16 protein-coding genes are annotated in these 16,057 nt (G+C 64.0%); 11 read left to right on the forward strand and 5 right to left on the reverse strand.

Going from position 1 to position 16,057, the window contains the following annotated elements; all coding sequences use genetic code 11:
* A complete protein-coding gene (locus FFS37_RS20005) occupies positions 1-774 on the reverse strand; it encodes an SDR family NAD(P)-dependent oxidoreductase (protein ID WP_137932687.1) in 774 nt (257 codons plus the stop codon).
* Between the two features lie 222 nt (positions 775-996).
* On the opposite strand from FFS37_RS20005, the gene FFS37_RS20010 reads away from it, so the two are divergent.
* From FFS37_RS20010 to FFS37_RS20040, 7 genes are all read left to right on the forward strand, one after another.
* Positions 997-2,100, forward strand: coding sequence for a histidinol-phosphate transaminase (locus FFS37_RS20010; protein ID WP_137932688.1), 1,104 nt, complete (start codon positions 997-999; stop codon positions 2,098-2,100).
* A gap of 129 nt (positions 2,101-2,229) precedes the next feature.
* Positions 2,230-3,513 carry an NAD(P)/FAD-dependent oxidoreductase gene (locus tag FFS37_RS20015; RefSeq protein ID WP_137932689.1) on the forward strand — a complete coding sequence of 428 codons (1,284 nt, stop codon included), beginning with the start codon at positions 2,230-2,232 and terminating at the stop codon, positions 3,511-3,513.
* Between the two features lie 362 nt (positions 3,514-3,875).
* The gene (locus tag FFS37_RS20020) at positions 3,876-5,228 is read left to right on the forward strand and encodes an extracellular solute-binding protein (RefSeq protein ID WP_137932690.1); all 1,353 of its coding nucleotides are present in this window, start codon (positions 3,876-3,878) and stop codon (positions 5,226-5,228) included.
* A 93-nt stretch (positions 5,229-5,321) separates the two neighbouring features.
* The gene (locus tag FFS37_RS20025) at positions 5,322-6,260 is read left to right on the forward strand and encodes a sugar phosphate isomerase/epimerase family protein (RefSeq protein WP_137932691.1); all 939 of its coding nucleotides are present in this window, start codon (positions 5,322-5,324) and stop codon (positions 6,258-6,260) included.
* Complete coding sequence (locus tag FFS37_RS20030) at positions 6,257-7,189, forward strand: carbohydrate ABC transporter permease (RefSeq protein WP_137932692.1); 933 nt, start codon at positions 6,257-6,259, stop codon at positions 7,187-7,189. Before FFS37_RS20025 ends, FFS37_RS20030 begins: the two co-directional genes overlap by 4 nt.
* On the forward strand, positions 7,189-8,082 hold the full coding sequence (locus FFS37_RS20035) for a carbohydrate ABC transporter permease (RefSeq protein ID WP_137932693.1): 894 nt from the start codon (positions 7,189-7,191) through the stop codon (positions 8,080-8,082). The genes FFS37_RS20030 and FFS37_RS20035 overlap by 1 nt, the downstream gene beginning before the upstream one ends.
* Position 8,083: 1 nt before the next feature.
* The gene (locus tag FFS37_RS20040; RefSeq protein WP_137932694.1) at positions 8,084-9,154 is read left to right on the forward strand and encodes a Gfo/Idh/MocA family protein; all 1,071 of its coding nucleotides are present in this window, start codon (positions 8,084-8,086) and stop codon (positions 9,152-9,154) included.
* Positions 9,155-9,182: 28 nt separating this feature from the next.
* Here the strand turns inward: FFS37_RS20040 and FFS37_RS20045 are convergent, their stop codons facing one another.
* Complete coding sequence (locus tag FFS37_RS20045) at positions 9,183-9,989, reverse strand: SDR family NAD(P)-dependent oxidoreductase (protein WP_137932695.1); 807 nt, start codon at positions 9,987-9,989, stop codon at positions 9,183-9,185.
* Entirely contained in the window at positions 9,986-10,840 is an 855-nt protein-coding gene (locus FFS37_RS20050; RefSeq protein ID WP_137932696.1) for an NAD-dependent epimerase/dehydratase family protein, read from the reverse strand. Before FFS37_RS20050 ends, FFS37_RS20045 begins: the two co-directional genes overlap by 4 nt.
* A 234-nt stretch (positions 10,841-11,074) precedes the next feature.
* On the opposite strand from FFS37_RS20050, the gene FFS37_RS20055 reads away from it, so the two are divergent.
* From FFS37_RS20055 to FFS37_RS20065, 3 genes are read left to right on the forward strand one after another with little or no spacing between them, the layout of a single operon-like run.
* Positions 11,075-11,719 (forward strand): cysteine hydrolase family protein, encoded by a 645-nt coding sequence (locus tag FFS37_RS20055; protein WP_137932697.1) that lies wholly within the window; start codon positions 11,075-11,077, stop codon positions 11,717-11,719.
* 41 nt (positions 11,720-11,760) lie between these two features.
* The gene (locus tag FFS37_RS20060) at positions 11,761-12,309 is read left to right on the forward strand and encodes a MarR family winged helix-turn-helix transcriptional regulator (protein WP_137932698.1); all 549 of its coding nucleotides are present in this window, start codon (positions 11,761-11,763) and stop codon (positions 12,307-12,309) included.
* 39 nt (positions 12,310-12,348) lie between these two features.
* Positions 12,349-13,542 carry an amidohydrolase family protein gene (locus tag FFS37_RS20065; protein ID WP_137932699.1) on the forward strand — a complete coding sequence of 398 codons (1,194 nt, stop codon included), beginning with the start codon at positions 12,349-12,351 and terminating at the stop codon, positions 13,540-13,542.
* 63 nt (positions 13,543-13,605) lie between these two features.
* Here the strand turns inward: FFS37_RS20065 and FFS37_RS20070 are convergent, their stop codons facing one another.
* Together FFS37_RS20070 and FFS37_RS20075 are read right to left on the reverse strand one after the other, a co-directional pair.
* Complete coding sequence (locus FFS37_RS20070; RefSeq protein WP_137932700.1) at positions 13,606-14,190, reverse strand: amino acid synthesis family protein; 585 nt, start codon at positions 14,188-14,190, stop codon at positions 13,606-13,608.
* The gene (locus FFS37_RS20075; RefSeq protein WP_137932701.1) at positions 14,187-14,771 is read right to left on the reverse strand and encodes an amino acid synthesis family protein; all 585 of its coding nucleotides are present in this window, start codon (positions 14,769-14,771) and stop codon (positions 14,187-14,189) included. Before FFS37_RS20075 ends, FFS37_RS20070 begins: the two co-directional genes overlap by 4 nt.
* Positions 14,772-15,025: 254 nt before the next feature.
* On the opposite strand from FFS37_RS20075, the gene FFS37_RS20080 reads away from it, so the two are divergent.
* On the forward strand, positions 15,026-16,030 hold the full coding sequence (locus tag FFS37_RS20080) for a BMP family lipoprotein (RefSeq protein WP_137932702.1): 1,005 nt from the start codon (positions 15,026-15,028) through the stop codon (positions 16,028-16,030).
* The last annotated feature ends 27 nt before the right edge of the window (positions 16,031-16,057 follow it).

The following is a 16,057-nucleotide window of genomic DNA, read 5'->3' on the forward strand; positions in this document are numbered from 1 at the left end:
TCAGATCGACGCGAGAAAACCGCCATCCACCGGAATGGACTGGCCGGTGATGTAGGCTGCCGCATCCGATGCCAGGAACACGGCGATGCCGTGCAGGTCACGGAGGTCGCCGAAACGGCGCTGCGGGATCTTGGCGAGCATGGACTGCTGCCATGCCTCGTTGCTGTAGAAGACATCGGTCATGTCAGTCCGGAAATAGCCCGGAGCGATGGCGTTGACCCTGATGCCCAGCTCCGCCCACTCCGCCGCCAGCGCCCGCGTCATGCCGAGCAGGCCCGACTTCGACGAGCCGTATGGCACCGCCGTGGGGATGCCGACCTGCGACGTCAGTGAACAGAGATTGATGATGGCGCCCGGCCGCCCGGCGTCGCGCATCTGCCGGGCCGCCGCCTGGGCGCAGAAGAAGGCCCCCTTGAGATTGGTGTCGACGATCCGATCCCACAGCGCTTCGTCGACATCGAGCGAGGGGCGGACTTCTTCCATCCCGGCATTGTTGACGAGAATGTCGAGACCGCCGAGCAGGCGTGCCGCCTCTGCGGTGGCCGCCCGGCACCTTGCGACATCGGTGACGTCGAGAGCAACGGCATGCGCAACGCCGCCGGCCGCACGAATAACCCCTGCCGTTTCCTCCAGGGAAGCCAGGCTGCGCGCGGTGACAGCGACCTCGGCGCCGGCAGCGCTCAGCGCTTCGGCGATGCCACGCCCGATGCCGCGGCTGGCGCCGGTGACGAGCGCCTTCCTCCCGGACAGGTCAAAGAGAGAAGCGTTGCGCATGTAATCCTCCTTGGCAGCCGCGCCCCCAACAGGCCGAGACTAACAGATCAGGTTACATATACAAGCATATACAAACTGCTTCGGCTAGGCTATTTGTGACATCCTCCGCGGTAGAGGCGCCCATCGGCGGCCGGCCTGCTCCGGGCAGGATGCAGCGGAACCCGGCGTTTGAAAAGCCGGCCGGCGACAGGTGTCCGTCGGCCGCCCAGGAGGAGCCCGCCCATGTCGAAATCGCTGGATATGGTCCGCACCGAAGTCACGCGCCTGTCGCCCTACAATTCCGGGCTGACCATCGGCGAGGTCATGCGGCGATACGCTCCCGCCAGGATCGCCAAGCTGGGCTCGAATGAAAATCCTATCGGCCCGAGCCCAACCCTGGTCAGGATGATGCAGGGCGGCTCGGAAATGTTTCGTCTGTATCCGGACCCGTCGGGGCGCGAACTTCGCCAGGCCATCGCGGCCAGACATGAAGTCGAGGAGGACCAGATCATCCTCGGCAACGGCTCGGAAGACCTTCTGTCGGTGATCAGCCGCGCCGTGCTGCGGCCCGGCGATGCCGTGGTGACGCTTTATCCGTCATTCCCGCTGCACGAAGACTATGCAACGCTGATGGGCGCCAGCGTCAAACGCGTCGGCGTCAAAAGCGATCTCAGCATAGACGTCGACGCTCTGACCAAGGCCGTGCGCGAAAGGCCTCGCATGCTGCTGTTCTCGAATCCCATGAACCCGGTCGGCAGTTGGCTGTCGGAAGGCGACCTGTCGAGGGTTCTGGACGCAACCGGCGACGAGACGCTGATCGTCGTGGATGAAGCCTACGCCGAATATGCCGAGGGGGAGGACTATGTCTCGTCCCTGCCCTTGCTGGGCAGGACCGATCGGCCCTGGATGGTGCTGCGGACGTTCTCCAAGGCGTTCGGCCTGGCAGGGCTGCGGATCGGCTTCGGCATTGCCTGCGACCCGGAGTTGCGCGGATTGCTCGACAGGGTGCGCACGCCCTTCAACGTCAACGGCATGGCCCAGGCCGCCGCGCTGGCGGCGCTCGCGGATGAGGACCACCTCGCCAGGGTGGTCGCTTTGGCCAGGAAGGAGCGCGCGCGTGTTGCGAATTTCCTTATGGACAAGCGGCTGGAAGTGGCCCCGTCCAGAGGCAATTTCCTGTTCTTCAACTGCCGGCAGAATGCATCGGCCTTTGTCGAGGGCCTGTTGCGCCAGGGCGTCATCGTCAAACCGTGGAAGCAGGAAGGCTTCGACACCTATGTGCGGGTCAGCATCGGCTCACCGTCCGAGAACGACCATTTCATGGCAGCCCTCTCGCAGTTGTTGTGATTTCCGCAAAGCCATGCAGAATTGCCCCGGGCATCTCCCCCGATGTCCGGAAGGCCAGCCGTTCCGCACGAGATTTCTCGTTGTGCGCGGTCACGCCCGTTGAGCCGCCTGCCTTAAGAGCCTTGCCACATGTCCGGAAGCAATCCACCCAGGAGCCTCTACCGCGATACGGCGGGCGGCACCGGCGACTATCCACCGTTTGCCGGCGCGCAGCGGGCGCGGGTCGCGATTGTCGGCGGCGGCTTCACGGGCCTGTCGACCGCCTTGCATCTGGCGGAGGCTGGCGACGACGTCGCGGTGCTGGAAGCCCATCAGCCAGGCTGGGGCGCCTCGGGCAGAAATGGCGGCCAGGTCAATCCCGGCCTGAAATACGATCCCGACACGATCGAGGCGATGTTCGGTCCTGACCTCGGGCCGCGGATGATCGACTTCTCCTATGGCGCGCCGGATTTCACCTTCGGCTTGATCAGGCGCCTGTCCATCGCCTGTGGTGCCCGGCAGAACGGAACCATACGCGCCGCCATACGGCCGAAGCCGGAAGCCGCCGTGCACGCAACGGCGGCACAATGCCAACAGCGGGGAATGCCGGTCAGCATGCTGGACACCCAGGCAATGGCCGCGCGAACCGGAACCGACCGCTATATATCCGGCCTGTTCGACGCCCGTGGCGGCGATCTGCATCCGCTGAAATATACGCTTGGCCTGGCGGCCGCCGCCCAGAAAGCCGGCGCGCGGATATTCGGCGACAGCGAAGTCCTCTCGCTCGGCCGGGAGGCAGGACGATGGATCCTCAAGACGGCAAACGGCTCGCTCAGCGCCGAAAAGGTCCTTGTCGCGACCAACGGCTACACCGGAAGCCTGTGGCCGGGCCTGGAGCAGTCGCTGGTTCCGGTGTTCAGCGCGATCGCGGCGACCGAACCGCTGCCGGCGTCCGTAGCAGCCACGATCCTCCCCGACAGGCCGGTCGTCTACGAAGCGGGCAACATCACCGTATACTACCGCGTCGACGCGCAGAATCGGCTTCTCATGGGGGGCCGGGGACCGATGAGACCGATCGGCGATGCCGCCGCCATCCGCTACCTTACCGACTATGCGCTGCGGCTCTGGCCGGCACTTGCCGGAACACGCTGGACTCATGGCTGGAATGGCCGTGTCGCGATCACCAAGGATCATCTTCCGCACATTCACGAGCCGGAAGACGGCATTCTGATCTGCCTTGGCTATAACGGGCGTGGCGTTGCCATGGCCTCGGCGATGGGCGCTGCCCTGGCGCGGCGCCTGCGGGGCAACGAGACGCCACCATTTCCAATGCCGATCTCGCCGCTCCGTCCAATCCGCTTCCACCGCTTCTGGCCGATAGGCGTCAAGGCGGCGATCCTTTCGGGGCGCGTGAAGGACCGGCTGGGTCTCTGAGGACCGCCGCAAGTCCATGCACAGGAGCCGATCGCCTGGCGGTTTTTTCGGCAGAGACATCTCACAAACAGCCCGGGCTGCCGCTTGTTTCAAGCAGGAGCCGAGACAAGCTTCCTTGCAGGCGGCGTCCGCGAAGAATGGCGGAGCCCGGCGCAACCGTCAGCACTTTTGCTCTGGCGATCCCGGCATTCTCGAACGCGATCGCGAGCCCATTTCAGCACCTGCAGGGCTCTGCCGAGACCGATCAAATTATAGGCACACTTGCCGATTGACAAAATTCATAACAGGCGACCAAGATCATATGACCATCAACGATATTGGTCCCGAGGTTGCCCCTCGGCATTGGCGAAAGGAGAAGCCAGATGCCCGTTCAGCAGAGAGTGACCCATCGTTCGACAAAAAGCCCAGCCAGCTCCATCCTTGCCACCGCGCTGCTAGGCCTCGGCCTGATCACGGTGCCCGGCATCGGCCACGCCGATGGCATCACGCTCAAGGTCTTCGGCGGCTCCGCCCTTGACGAACTCGCGCCGCGTCAACCGCCGGACGAGCAGAAGAAGATCCAGAAGCAGGTCATCGACGGCTTCCTCAAGGCCAATCCCGACGTCACCGCCGTCGAGTGGGATGCGCAGGGGCCGCAGACCGATTCGATCCAGCGGCTGATGACCGCCAAGCTTGCCAACCAGGAGATGGACCTGATCGCCTGCCCGGCCTTCTACACCAATGGCGCCTATGCCAGGCGCAAGCTGGTCATGCCGATCACCGACAAGATCAAGCCCTTCCAGGACCGGATCGACGCCGCGGCACTCGGTGCCTTCACCATCAGCGGCCAGGTCTACGGCGTGCCGATCTCGACGCTCTCGACATCGACGATCTTCTACAATGTCGACCTTTTCCAGAAGCTCGGCATCCCCACGCCGCCGACCTATGACGACCTCAAGGCAGCCGTGCCGAAGTTCAAGGCCGAGGGTGTCATCCCGCTTCTGCATCAGGGTTCGAACACCGTGATGTGGCCGATGTGGTATTTCGAGACCTTCTCGCAGGCTTCGGGCGACGCTATCGGCAAAACCCAGAAGAACCTCGAAGGCACGGCGAAGTTCACCGACGCGCCCGATGTCGAGGGGTTCAAGCTGATCAAGCAGTGGGTGGACGACGGCATCCTGTCGAAGGATTCGCTTTCGGTCGACCAGGACGGAATGCGCGCCGCCTTCGCCGCCGGCAAGAGCGCCATGTATTATGGCGGAACCTGGGAAATCCCATCGCTCCAGACCAGCGTTAAGACGTTCAAATGGGGCGTCTTCGCCTTTCCGAAAATGGACGGAACGCCGGGCGCGCCGGGCCATGGCGGCGGGGCCGACAACGGCATGTGCGTCTCCTCGTCCATCCCTCCAGAAAAGCTCGACGCCGCGGTCAAGTTCATCGAGTACCTGACCCGGCCTGAAGTGGCGACTCTCTACCTCGCGCCGGAGCAGCCGATCGCTGCCTCCATCAAGGGCGTGCCGCAGGTCGACGACGCCTATGCCGTGGAACTGCGCAAGCAGGCCTTCCCGAACACGATCAAGTTTTTGGACTGGATCTGGCCCTCGGAAGTCGCAACAGCCACGGCTTCGGCCATCGCCGGCATCGTCGGCGGCACGACCACGCCCGAGGATGCCGCAGCCTCGATCCAGACCACTTTCGACGACCTCAAGGCCCAGGGCAACTGGCCGCCCAAATAGGCTCGACTAGGCGCATGTCCTGCCGGGCCACTGGCCGGCACCAAAAACAGAGGCCGCCCGTTCCGGGGCAGCCTCATCAATCGGAGAGACCACATGACGCAGACCCGTGCCGAACGGCAGCGCTTTTCGATCGGCTATCACCTGAACAGTTGGGACCTGACCGGCCTGCCGCTCAGGCCAGCCATCAAGTTCCTGGCCGAACAAGGCTTTGAATGGTTCGAAATCCTCGCCTTCACCAGCCTGTCGGACCAGTACGCCCGCAAATACATGCAGCTCGGCAATCAGCCGCCGATGGGAGTTACCACCGACACCGACATATTGCGCCGCTACGCGCTGCTCTCGGAAGGCCAGAGTGAGCATGGCATCAAGCTCTCCTCCTTCTACGTCAACGCGATCTTCACCAACCCCGTCGCATGGCCTTATGAACGCGACGTGCTGGTGGCGCTGACCCGGATGCTGAAGGGGTTCGGTTCACCGGTGCTGGTTCTCGGCGGTGGCCCCTCGGAAGCGATCGCCGGGCCTCACACGGCCGACGACTACCGCGCCTTCTGCCGGGCCCTCGAGGATATCGGCAGGCGGACGAAAGACCTCGGCATCGAGACGGTCTATCACCCGCATCTCGACACCTTCATCGAGCGCCGCGACCAGCTCGACCGCATGATGGACGAGCTCGACACAGGCCTGGCTGGCCTGTGCATCGATCCGGCGCATCTTGCCCACACCAATTCCGATCCGGTCGACGCGGTCCGGACCTACATGTCGGCGGTGCGCTACATGCACTTCAAGGATACAAGGGTGGATCCCGCCCTGAAGGGCTATGACCGCTATGGCGCCTTTTGCGAACTCGGCGCCGGGGTCGTCGATCTTGCCGGGATCGTCGATGTGCTGCTCGACGCAGACTACGACGGCCTTGCCATCATCGAACTGGATGCGTCGAAGAAGACGGCGGAGCAAAGCACGCTCGAAAGCATTGCCTATATCAGGGATACGCTCGGGCTGGCGTTGACGCCACAGGGCGCGAAGGCCGCATGACCGCGCGATCACAAGAGGCTGCTGCTTCCGGCCGTTCCGATCCCTGGCGCTTTCTTGCCGGGGACGGTGCCGTGGCCTTCTTGATGATCCTGCCAGCCGCGATCCTGTTTTGCCTCTTCTACCTGTGGCCGTTCGTCAACGGGTTCTGGCTCAGCCTGCACAATTGGGACGGGTTTTCCGATCCGACCTGGGCCGGCTTTTCCAACTATCAACGCCTCTTGCACGACCGCATCTTCCTCGGCGCGCTGCGCAACAACCTGATCTTCGTCGTTGCCGTCGTCATCCTGAAGAACGTGCTTGGCCTCGGGCTGGCGTTGCTGCTCGACCGGGCGCTGGTCGGCCGCGCCTTCTTTCGTGCCGCCGCCTTCGTTCCGGTGACGATGTCCTTCGTCGCCGTCGGACTGCTCTGGTCCTGGATCTACAATCCTGTGTTCGGCCTGCTCAACGGCGCCCTCGATCTGTTCGGCATCGGCGGGCTGAAACGGTCATGGCTCGGCGACGCCGACATCGCGCTCTACTCGATTATCGTCGTCGACGTTTGGAAATGGCTCGGCTTTCATGCCGTGATCTATCTCGCGGGGCTGCAGACGATCCCATCGGAACTCTATGAATCGGCTAAGATGGACGGCGCCGGTCCACTACAGCGCTTCCGGCACGTCACCATTCCGATGATGATGCCGATCATCTTCATCAACACCATCCTGGGCCTTTCGGGCGCCTTCGTGCGCAATTTCGACATCGTCTATGTGCTGACCAAGGGTGGCCCCAACCACGCCACCGAAGTCGTCCTCACCTACATGATGAGCAAGGCCTTCCAGGACGGCGCCATGAGCTATGCGGCGGCGATCGGCTATGTGCTGTTCCTGATCGTCGGGCTTGCGAGCGTCGGCCTGCTTGCCCTGATGCGGCGGCAGAGGCTGGACATCTGATGAGCGGCGCGGCCAAATCCTTGCCTGTCCCGGACGATAGCGCCCCGCGCCGGCCACGGCGCCTCGGCCTGAGCGGCCTGCTCGAAATCATCGGCATCTACGCGGCACTCGCCCTGGTGCTCGTCGAGACGCTTTATCCGCTGTTTTGGGTGTTGTTCGGCTCGCTCAAGACCAAGGAAGAGATGCTAAGCAATATCTGGGGCCCGCCGTCGAGCCTCGTGTTCCAGAACTATGCCGACGCCTGGCGCATCGCCGGCATGGGATCGCGCATCGTCAGCAGCGTCCTCGTCACCGGCTCGGCGCTGATCATCCTGGTCGCGGTGGCAACGCCCTGCGCCTATGCCCTGGCGCGCCTGCGGTTTCCCGGGCGCGGCCTGGTGATGGCAATGACGGTGGCTGCCATGCTGGTGCCGCCACAGGTGATGGCCATTCCCCTCTTCATGGTGGCGCGCGACCTTGGCCTGATCAACAACCGGCTCGGCATCGCCTTTGTCTATGCGGCGACGTCACTGCCGTTGTCGGTCTTCATTCTGCGCAGCTTCTTCGTCACCTTGCCCGCCGATCTGGAAGACGCGGCGCGCATCGACGGCGCGAGCCGGCTCGAAATCCTGATCCACATCATGCTGCCGCTGGTCCGGCCGGGCGTGGCACTCATCCTGATCTTCGGCTTCATCGAGATCTGGAACGATTTCTTCCTCGCTTTCCTGTTGCTGCGCGACCCCTCGGTGCAAACCATCCCGCTCGGTCTGGTCTCCTTCTTCCAGCAGTACGATTCGCTCTGGACGCTCTATTTCGCCGCGCTGACGATCACGACACTGCCCGTGATCGTCGTCTTCCTCGCCATGCAACGGCAGTTCATCGCGGGCCTGACGGCCGGCGCGGTAAAGGGTTGACATGAAGGATCGCGTGATTGGCGTCGGCGTCATCGGTTGCGGCGAGATCGCCCAGCTGATGCATCTGCCGTATCTCATGGAATTGCCGGCATTCAGCATCGCCGCTGTGTGCGACATATCGCCCGGCACGGTCGACAAGGTCGCGGCGCAATATGGCGTCACGGCCAGATACACGGACCATCGCGCCCTGCTCGCCGATCCGGACGTCGATGCGGCGGTAATCTGCACCTACGACCATGGCGACATGGTCGCCGACGCGATCCGTGCCGGCAAGCACCTGATCGTCGAGAAGCCGCTCGCCTTCACGCCGGAGGAAGCACGCCCGCTGGTCGAGCAGGCCGAGCGGAGCGGCCTCGTCGCCCTTGTCGGCTACATGAAATTCTACGATCCCGGCTACGAAACCGGCCTGGAGCGCATCGCCGCCATCGGCCGACCGAAATCGATCCATGTCCATGATTTCGCCGGCCGCTTCGACCGCTACGGCAAGCTCTACACGCAGACCCGCGTCAGCGACGTGCCCGCCGACTTGCTCGCGGCGGGACGCGACGCGGTCGCGCGGCGCGTGGAGGCGGCGCTCGGCGCCGATCACGCCGGCTATCGCGACCTCTATCTCTTGCTGCTCGGCCTCAGCAGCCACGACCTTGCCGTCATGCGCGGCGCCTTCGGCACACCGGACAGCGTGATCCATGCGCAGCAGACCGGCCCGAACCAGTTGCTGGCCGTGCTCGACTATGGCGGCGTGCCCTGCCTCTTCGACATGGCGCATGCCCAGTATGAATGGTGGGACGAGTGGATCCACGTGCATGGCGAGCGCGACGAGGTGCGGATCGAGTTCCAGAACCCCTATTTCCGCAATGCTTCGGCGATTGTGCGCCTGCGCGAGGCAACAGGCGACGCCGCGTCCGAGCGCGTGATCCCTGGAATTCCCGACACCTCGTTCCGACGCGAATGGCAGCACTTCGCCGATTGCATCCTGGCCGGAGCGACACCGCGCACGCCGCTATCGGGCGGTCTCGCCGATCTCGACCTCGCGGTCCGGATCATCCAGGCCATGCCGCCGAAGAAACTTTGAGACGCCAGCGGGAACGCGAGATCGTAACCTAGCGATACTTTGGAAACGTGTTGCCTGCCGGCGCGTTGGCCCAGCTCTGCAGCGTCTGGCCACCGTCGATCAGCCAGTCGACGCCGGTGACGTGTCTTGCCTCCTCCGAGGCGAGGAAGGCGACCGCGGCCGCGACGTCGTCCGGCTGACCGATGCGGCGCAACGGGATGCGATCGGCGAAATGCTGGACGCTGCTCTTGAAATCGCCGTCACCGGAAGCCGGCACGCCAAGCGTCGTCTCGATCACGCCGGGGCAGATGGCATTGACGCGTATGCCGTAAGGAGCGGCATCAAGCGCGGCGACCCGCGTCAGCCCGACCACGCCATGTTTGGAGGCGACATAGCCGGCGCCGCCTGAAAGCACGTCCCATCCGGCCATGGACGATCCCATATTGACGATCGAGCCACCGGTGCCGGCCTTGATCATGGCCTGGAGTGAGGCCTGCAGGACCAGGAAGATGCCACGCAGATTGATTCGGATGATGGTGTCCCAGTCCTCGACGGGCAGATCATGCACTGGCGCGACGACGCCCGATATTCCGGCATTGTTGAAAACGGCATCCAGCCCGCCGAATGTCTCGACGGTTGTCTCAACGGCGCCGCGCACACTCTTCTCGTCGGTGACGTCGGCTTCGATGGCAATGGTTTCCTTGCCCAGCGAGCGGGCTAGCTCACGTGCCGCCGCGCCATTGCGGTCGACGATGGCGACACGGGCTCCCTCGTCGAGGAAGCGCCGGACCGCCGCGCCGCCGATGGCGCCGGCACCACCGGTGACGAGAACCCTCTTGTGGTCGAACCGTTTCATCCCCTGGTCTCCGGCTTTGGGTAGGAACGCCATGAATATTCCGGCGCGAACCCTATTGTCTCGCGTGCATGGACCGTATCGAGCACGGACCCGAAACCCGCGATCGGTCGCGACAGAGGGACATCAGGATAGACCCGGCGCACCAGCGCTTCGGTCTCTTCCTCCATGAACGTATCGGCGGCGCTGAGCAGGACGCGCAGATGGCCTTCGCCCCGCCATTCGAGTGCGCGCAGGAAACCCTGGCCGGCATCGCGCGCGTCGAGGTAGCTCCACAGGTCGCGGGCGCTGTCGGCCGTGGCGCGGCGCGGACCGACGCCGGCGAAGAAGGATTGCGGCGTCTGGATCCACGGCATGCGGATGCTGACGGCCGAAAAGGCGCCGCGCCGCACAGCAGCATCGACGATTTCCTCGCCCAGCCATTTCGACAGGCCGTACGGATCCTGCGCACCGACCGGCTGGTTCATGTCGACCGGAAGATAGGGCGGGACGACCGCCTTCTCGAAGAAGGGATAACCGAAGACGCTGAAGGACGAGGCGTAGACGAAGCGCTTGACGCCGGCCATGGCGGCGGCTTCGATCACGTTATAGGCCGTCTCGACGTTCGTCCTGAACACCTCGCCGCCGGCCCGCCCGGTCGGCCGCGGGATGGCCGCGATATGCAAGACTGCATCGCAATCGCGAACCAGCTGCATGGTCGATCCCAGATCGGTCAGGTCGGCGGTGGCGTGCCGCCATTCGGCCCCGACAGGCGCCACCGTATCGATGCCCGTCACATCATGGCCGGCGGCCAGCAGAGCCTCGGCCACGTGACGGCCAAGAAGGCCACTGGCTCCGGTGACGATCGTCTTCATATCAGGGCCTCGGCTGCAAAAGTTCAGCGGCTTGATTATCATTGATGGTCATACAAATCGAGCACATGATTGCAGGACCTTGTCAAGCTTATATCGCGGGCGACAAATAGCGCATACGGTTGCGTGAACCGCATATGCAAGGCCGCCGATCGCAGCTTTGCGTCGAACGGGATTGACTTGGCATTCACCAGGGTTTTTTGTATGAGCATCAACGATCGACCAAAGGAGGCCGCCATGGCCGTGGACGTTTTTTCCTCACATCGGCATGACGATGCGGTGCGTCTCGATCCACGACGCGCCGCGGTCATCGTCATCGACATGGTCAATGAATTCTGCAAGCCCGGCGGGGCCATGGTGCTCCCCGGATACGAGACGCTGGTCGCGCCGCAACTGGCGGTGATCGACGCGGCGCGCGCAAGCGGTGTTCCGGTGATCTGGGTCCACGATGCGCACCGGCCGGGCATGCGCCGCGAACGCGAATGGGTGAAACGCACGCCGCATTGCGTGGAAGGAAGCTGGGGGCCCGAGATCATCGAGGATCTCGGAGCCCGCGACGACGAGATCCATGTCATCAAGCGGCGCTACTCGGCCTTCTTTCAGACCGACCTCGACCTGACGCTCAAGGACATGCAGATCGATCAGTTGATCATCTTCGGCGTGGTCACCAACATCTGCGTGCGCTCGACCGTCCACGACGCCTTCTTCCAGGGCTACGAGGTGGTGGTGCCGAGCGATTGCTGCGCGGCCACGGGTCCACGAGAGCAGGAAAGCTCGCTTTACGACATAGCGACGCATTTCGGCGTGGTCAGCGATTCGGCCGATGTCGTGGCGGCGATCCTGGACGGGACGGCGCTGCAGCCGGCCAGCGTGGCGGCCTGACCCAGGAAATCGGCATCCGAGACAGACAATAGGAGTCCGGTTTGACGACCGAAAAGAAATCCGGAAAGAACGAGACCTCGAAGCGGCAACGCGGCGAGGCGGCGTCTCTCGACCGCGAGCGGGTGCTTCAGCGATACGCCGAGACCGGATACGCGTTGGACCAGCATCCGGCGCACGTCATCCGCAAGGCGCATCAGCGCGCGACGCTGCGGTTCCAGCAGGTCATGGCCGGCGAAGACCTTTCGCCGACCCAGTTCGCTGCACTGGCAACGATCCTCAAACATGGCGAAGTCTCGCAGAACCATCTTGGCCGGCTGACGGCGATGGACCCGTCGACCATCAGCATCGTCATGCGCAAATTGCTCAAGCACGATCTGATCACGCGCAGCGCTTCCCAGACGGACCAGCGCCTGTCGATGATCGCGCTGACCGAAAAGGGCACCGAATACACGCTCGAGCGGCTCGCACGCAGCGTCGAGGTCGGGCGCCGCTTCCTGTCGCCGCTTTCGCCCTCGGAGCAAGCCACATTGCTTCGCCTGCTCAAGCGCATCAACGACGACGATCCGTCGAATGGGGACAGCGGCAAATAGGCCGCGTCCAGATTTTCATACCAGCAGAAGTGAGAACCGATGTCGTCCGACCCCAAGTCGTCTGCCAAAACGCTCGTCGTCCGCAATATCGGCCTCATGCTGAGCGGCGACCTCGCCCGGCCGATCCTCGATGCCGACACCATCGTCGTGGCGGACGGACGCATCACCGCCATCGGCAAGGCAGGCGATGTTGACGCCCACCCCGCCGCGACCACCATCGATGCAATGGGCTGCGCGGTGGCGCCGGGGCTGATCGACAACCATGTTCATCCGGTGGCGGGTGACTGGACGCCCAGGCAAAACCAGATCGGCTGGATGGATTCGACCGTCCATGGCGGCGTCACGACGATCATTTCGGCGGGAGAGGTCCACACGCCAGGCCGGCCGCGCGACCTCGTCGGGCTGAAGGCGCTGGCGATCGCGGCGCAGCGCACCTTCTCCAATTTCCGTCCCAACGGCATGAAGATCCTTGCCGGCGCTCCGATACTGGAGCCGGGCCTGGTCGAAGATGACTTCCGCACCCTGGCAGAGGCTGGAGTGACGCTTATCGGCGAGGTCGGGCTTGGCGGGGTCAAGGATGGCCCGACCGGCCGGCAGATGATCGCCTGGGCACGCAAATACGGCATGACCTCGATGACCCACACCGGCGGCCCTTCCCTGCCCGGTTCCGGCCGCATCGGCGCCGATGTGGTGCTGGAGGTCGACGCCGATATCGTCGCCCACGTCAACGGCGGGCCGACGGCGCTTCCCGACGCCGAAATCCGCCGGATCTGCGAGAACGGCACGCGCGCGCTCGAAATCGTCCACAACGGCAACCTGCGCACCGGACTGTTCGTCCTCGACCTGGCAAGGCAGCGTGGCGAACTTGCGCGCATCGTCCTCGGCACGGACAGCCCGGCGGGATCGGGCGTTCAGCCGCTCGGCATCCTGAGGACGCTGACCATGCTCGCTTCGCTGGGCGGGATCGCGCCGGAAGTGGCGTTCTGCTTTGCCAGCGGCAACACCGCGCGGGTGCGCGGACTGGCCGACCGCGGCATCATCGAGGTCGGCCGCGCCGCCGACCTCATCTTCATCGACCAGGCAATCGGCGGCGCCGGTGACGGCCTTCTCGACAGCGTGTCGCTCGGCAATTTGCCTGGCATCGGCATGGTTGTCATCGACGGCGAGGTGCGCACGGCCCGCAGCCGCAACACCCCGCCGGCGATGCGGGTACCGGAAGTCAAGGCCGCCTGACGGCGGCCTGCTATTCGCATCTCCTGTCACGCAATCGCGAGCGCGACACAGCCCGCGATTGCTCTAGCTTACGCCGTCCTTGCCGACGATCTTGTCCTTGGTCAGCCCGCCGACGCGCGGATGCGGCCTGCCGGAGTCGGTGACGGCAATAGCGACGACGATCTCGTCGGCGCGCGGCGCATCGGGAACGCGAACCTCCATGCCGTCGAAATGGCTGCGCACCCGCGCGGCGTCCTTGTGGCCGAGCGGAATATCGAGCGGCACGCCGAGACCGCCACGTTTCTTCGATGACGGAATGAGCGCCGCACCCTTGCCGAGCACATCGCGAAACGGGGCGCCGAGCTTCGGATGAAGGATGGCGGCAGCATGTTCGAGCTCGCCGTCGGCGCCGACGGCGGCCGCCTTGCCGAAACTTTCGACCTTGTCGCCCTCAATACCGAGGGCTGCGACGGCGCGTTTGGGCAGTATTTCGCCCAGCGCTTCGCCGATGTCGCTCAGTGCCGACAAATCTTCGGCGAACGTGCCGGCATAGGGGTTGCGGATCACGGCGATGGCTGCGGCGCGCCGGGTCGGCGGGTCGACAGGGCGGCCGCCTTCGGTCCGGGTTTCCTCGACGACGGTGATGATGCGGCGGATTTCCACGCTCATCGCAAGCCGTCCTCGCCCTTGATGTCCGCCGCCGCCAGGCCGCCGACCCGCGCGTGGACACGCGCTCCCGTGGTCATCGCCAGGATGACCGCCATCTCGTCGCTGCGCGGCGCATCGCCGACACCGACCTCGATCGCGTCGAAATGGCTGCGCACATAGGAGGCGTTGATGTGCGTGATCGGGATGTCGATGCGCGTTCCCGGACCGCCGACCTTCTTGGTCGATGGCACGATGGCCTTGGCGTTGCCGAGAAGCTCGCGCATGGCATAACCGCCCGGATTGTGCCAGAGCGCGCCATGTTCGAGTTCACCGGCGGCGCCGACGATGGCGCCCTTGCCGTAGCCCTCGATCGCGGCGACCCCTTCCCCCATGGCGTCGATCAGACGCCGCGCCATCTCAAGGCCGAGCGGCTTCAGGTCTTCCATGAAGCCGGTGATCTCTTCCACGTAGCGCCCGGCAAAAGGGTTGGCGATCACGGCAACGATCGCGCCACGCTTGGGCGGGCGTGCCGCGGGCGGCCCGCCCTCATGGAATATTTCCTCGACCTGGACCAGAAATTTCCTGACCACCACAGCTGGCATTGTTCGTATCCTTCGTCCTGTCACGCATGGGAATTCGTTAGAGTATCAACAATTATGCATCGCCAAAGTTTGTCAAGCGCCGAGGTGAGAGACGTGGACCGACGAGCTGAGAAAACCGTGCTCGATGACGATTGACAGCCTGTCGGGCCGCTCCTAAACTCATATGACCATCAACGAACTTATTGCTGTTGAGGCGACATGCGGGGATGGTCAAGGCGTGGCTTGAAAAGCTGAAAAAGCTGAAGGGGAATGACATGAAAAGGGCGCTCAAGAATTTGTTTCTGGCCGGCACGATGCTGGCCCTTTCGTTGGGATCGGCCGCGGCGGAGACCAAGGTTTCGGTGGCGGCGATTTCCGGATATTTCGCGCAGGGCTTCGGCGTTTCCATCGTCAACGGCCTGAACAAGGCAAAGACCGATTTCGGCATCGACCTGAAGCTGGTCGACACCGGCAATCGCGCCCTGGATTACCAGGAGCAGTTCGAGAACCTGGCCAAGGGCAAGCAGTACGACCTGATCTTCGTGATGGGCTGGGAACTGGTCGATTCCCTGCAGAAGGTGAGCAAGGAATATCCCGACCAGCGCTTCGTCTTCATCGACGGTGTGCTCGACAATCCCAAGATGATCTACGCCAACTTCGCCGAGGAACAGGGCTCCTTCGTCGCCGGCGCGCTGGCCGGCATGATCGAGGCCAAGGGCAGCGAATTCCCCAAGATCGATGACGGCAAGGCAATCGGCTTCGTCGGCGGTCGCGACATTCCGGTTATCCGCAACTTCCTTGGCGGCTACGAGCAAGGCGCCAAATATGCCGCGCCCGACGTCAAGGTGAACTCCGTGTTCGCCGGAACCTTCGACGACCCGGCCAAGGGCAGCGAGCTTGCCCAGGCGCTTTACGGCCAGGGCAACGACATCGTCTACAATGTCGCCGGCCCGACCGGCGAAGGCGTGATGCAGGCCAGCGCGGCCGTCGACAAATATTCGATCGGCGTCGACATCGACATGTGCGGCTCGGCACCCGGAAACGTTCTGGCCAGCATGCTGAAGCGCGGCGACATCGCCGTCTACACGTTGATCAAGGACGAGGTCGAGGGCCGTAAGGTCACCGCCGGCACCCGCACCTTCGATCTCGCCTCCGGCGGCGTAGAGGTGAAGGTCTGCGACGACATCGCCTCCAAGCTGCCGGCTGACGTGACCAGCAAGCTGGACGACATCAAGAAGGAGATCGTCGACGGCAAGATCACGATCGCCAAGGCGAAGTAAGCCAGCACCAGCGCATCCCTCCCAAGA

Source organism: Mesorhizobium comanense (assembly GCF_005503535.1).
Taxonomy (GTDB): domain Bacteria; phylum Pseudomonadota; class Alphaproteobacteria; order Rhizobiales; family Rhizobiaceae; genus Mesorhizobium; species Mesorhizobium comanense.

What these genes read in the sequence shown, in the direction of transcription:
- FFS37_RS20005 (WP_137932687.1), bottom strand. Translation starts at nt 774, where the DNA reads ATGCGCAACGCTTCTCTCTTTGACCTGTCCGGGAGGAAGGCGCTCGTC.
- FFS37_RS20010 (WP_137932688.1), top strand. Translation starts at nt 997, where the DNA reads ATGTCGAAATCGCTGGATATGGTCCGCACCGAAGTCACGCGCCTGTCG.
- FFS37_RS20015 (WP_137932689.1), top strand. Translation starts at nt 2,230, where the DNA reads ATGTCCGGAAGCAATCCACCCAGGAGCCTCTACCGCGATACGGCGGGC.
- FFS37_RS20020 (WP_137932690.1), top strand. Translation starts at nt 3,876, where the DNA reads ATGCCCGTTCAGCAGAGAGTGACCCATCGTTCGACAAAAAGCCCAGCC.
- FFS37_RS20025 (WP_137932691.1), top strand. Translation starts at nt 5,322, where the DNA reads ATGACGCAGACCCGTGCCGAACGGCAGCGCTTTTCGATCGGCTATCAC.
- FFS37_RS20030 (WP_137932692.1), top strand. Translation starts at nt 6,257, where the DNA reads ATGACCGCGCGATCACAAGAGGCTGCTGCTTCCGGCCGTTCCGATCCC.
- FFS37_RS20035 (WP_137932693.1), top strand. Translation starts at nt 7,189, where the DNA reads ATGAGCGGCGCGGCCAAATCCTTGCCTGTCCCGGACGATAGCGCCCCG.
- FFS37_RS20040 (WP_137932694.1), top strand. Translation starts at nt 8,084, where the DNA reads ATGAAGGATCGCGTGATTGGCGTCGGCGTCATCGGTTGCGGCGAGATC.
- FFS37_RS20045 (WP_137932695.1), bottom strand. Translation starts at nt 9,989, where the DNA reads ATGAAACGGTTCGACCACAAGAGGGTTCTCGTCACCGGTGGTGCCGGC.
- FFS37_RS20050 (WP_137932696.1), bottom strand. Translation starts at nt 10,840, where the DNA reads ATGAAGACGATCGTCACCGGAGCCAGTGGCCTTCTTGGCCGTCACGTG.
- FFS37_RS20055 (WP_137932697.1), top strand. Translation starts at nt 11,075, where the DNA reads ATGGCCGTGGACGTTTTTTCCTCACATCGGCATGACGATGCGGTGCGT.
- FFS37_RS20065 (WP_137932699.1), top strand. Translation starts at nt 12,349, where the DNA reads ATGTCGTCCGACCCCAAGTCGTCTGCCAAAACGCTCGTCGTCCGCAAT.
- FFS37_RS20070 (WP_137932700.1), bottom strand. Translation starts at nt 14,190, where the DNA reads ATGAGCGTGGAAATCCGCCGCATCATCACCGTCGTCGAGGAAACCCGG.
- FFS37_RS20075 (WP_137932701.1), bottom strand. Translation starts at nt 14,771, where the DNA reads ATGCCAGCTGTGGTGGTCAGGAAATTTCTGGTCCAGGTCGAGGAAATA.
- FFS37_RS20080 (WP_137932702.1), top strand. Translation starts at nt 15,026, where the DNA reads ATGAAAAGGGCGCTCAAGAATTTGTTTCTGGCCGGCACGATGCTGGCC.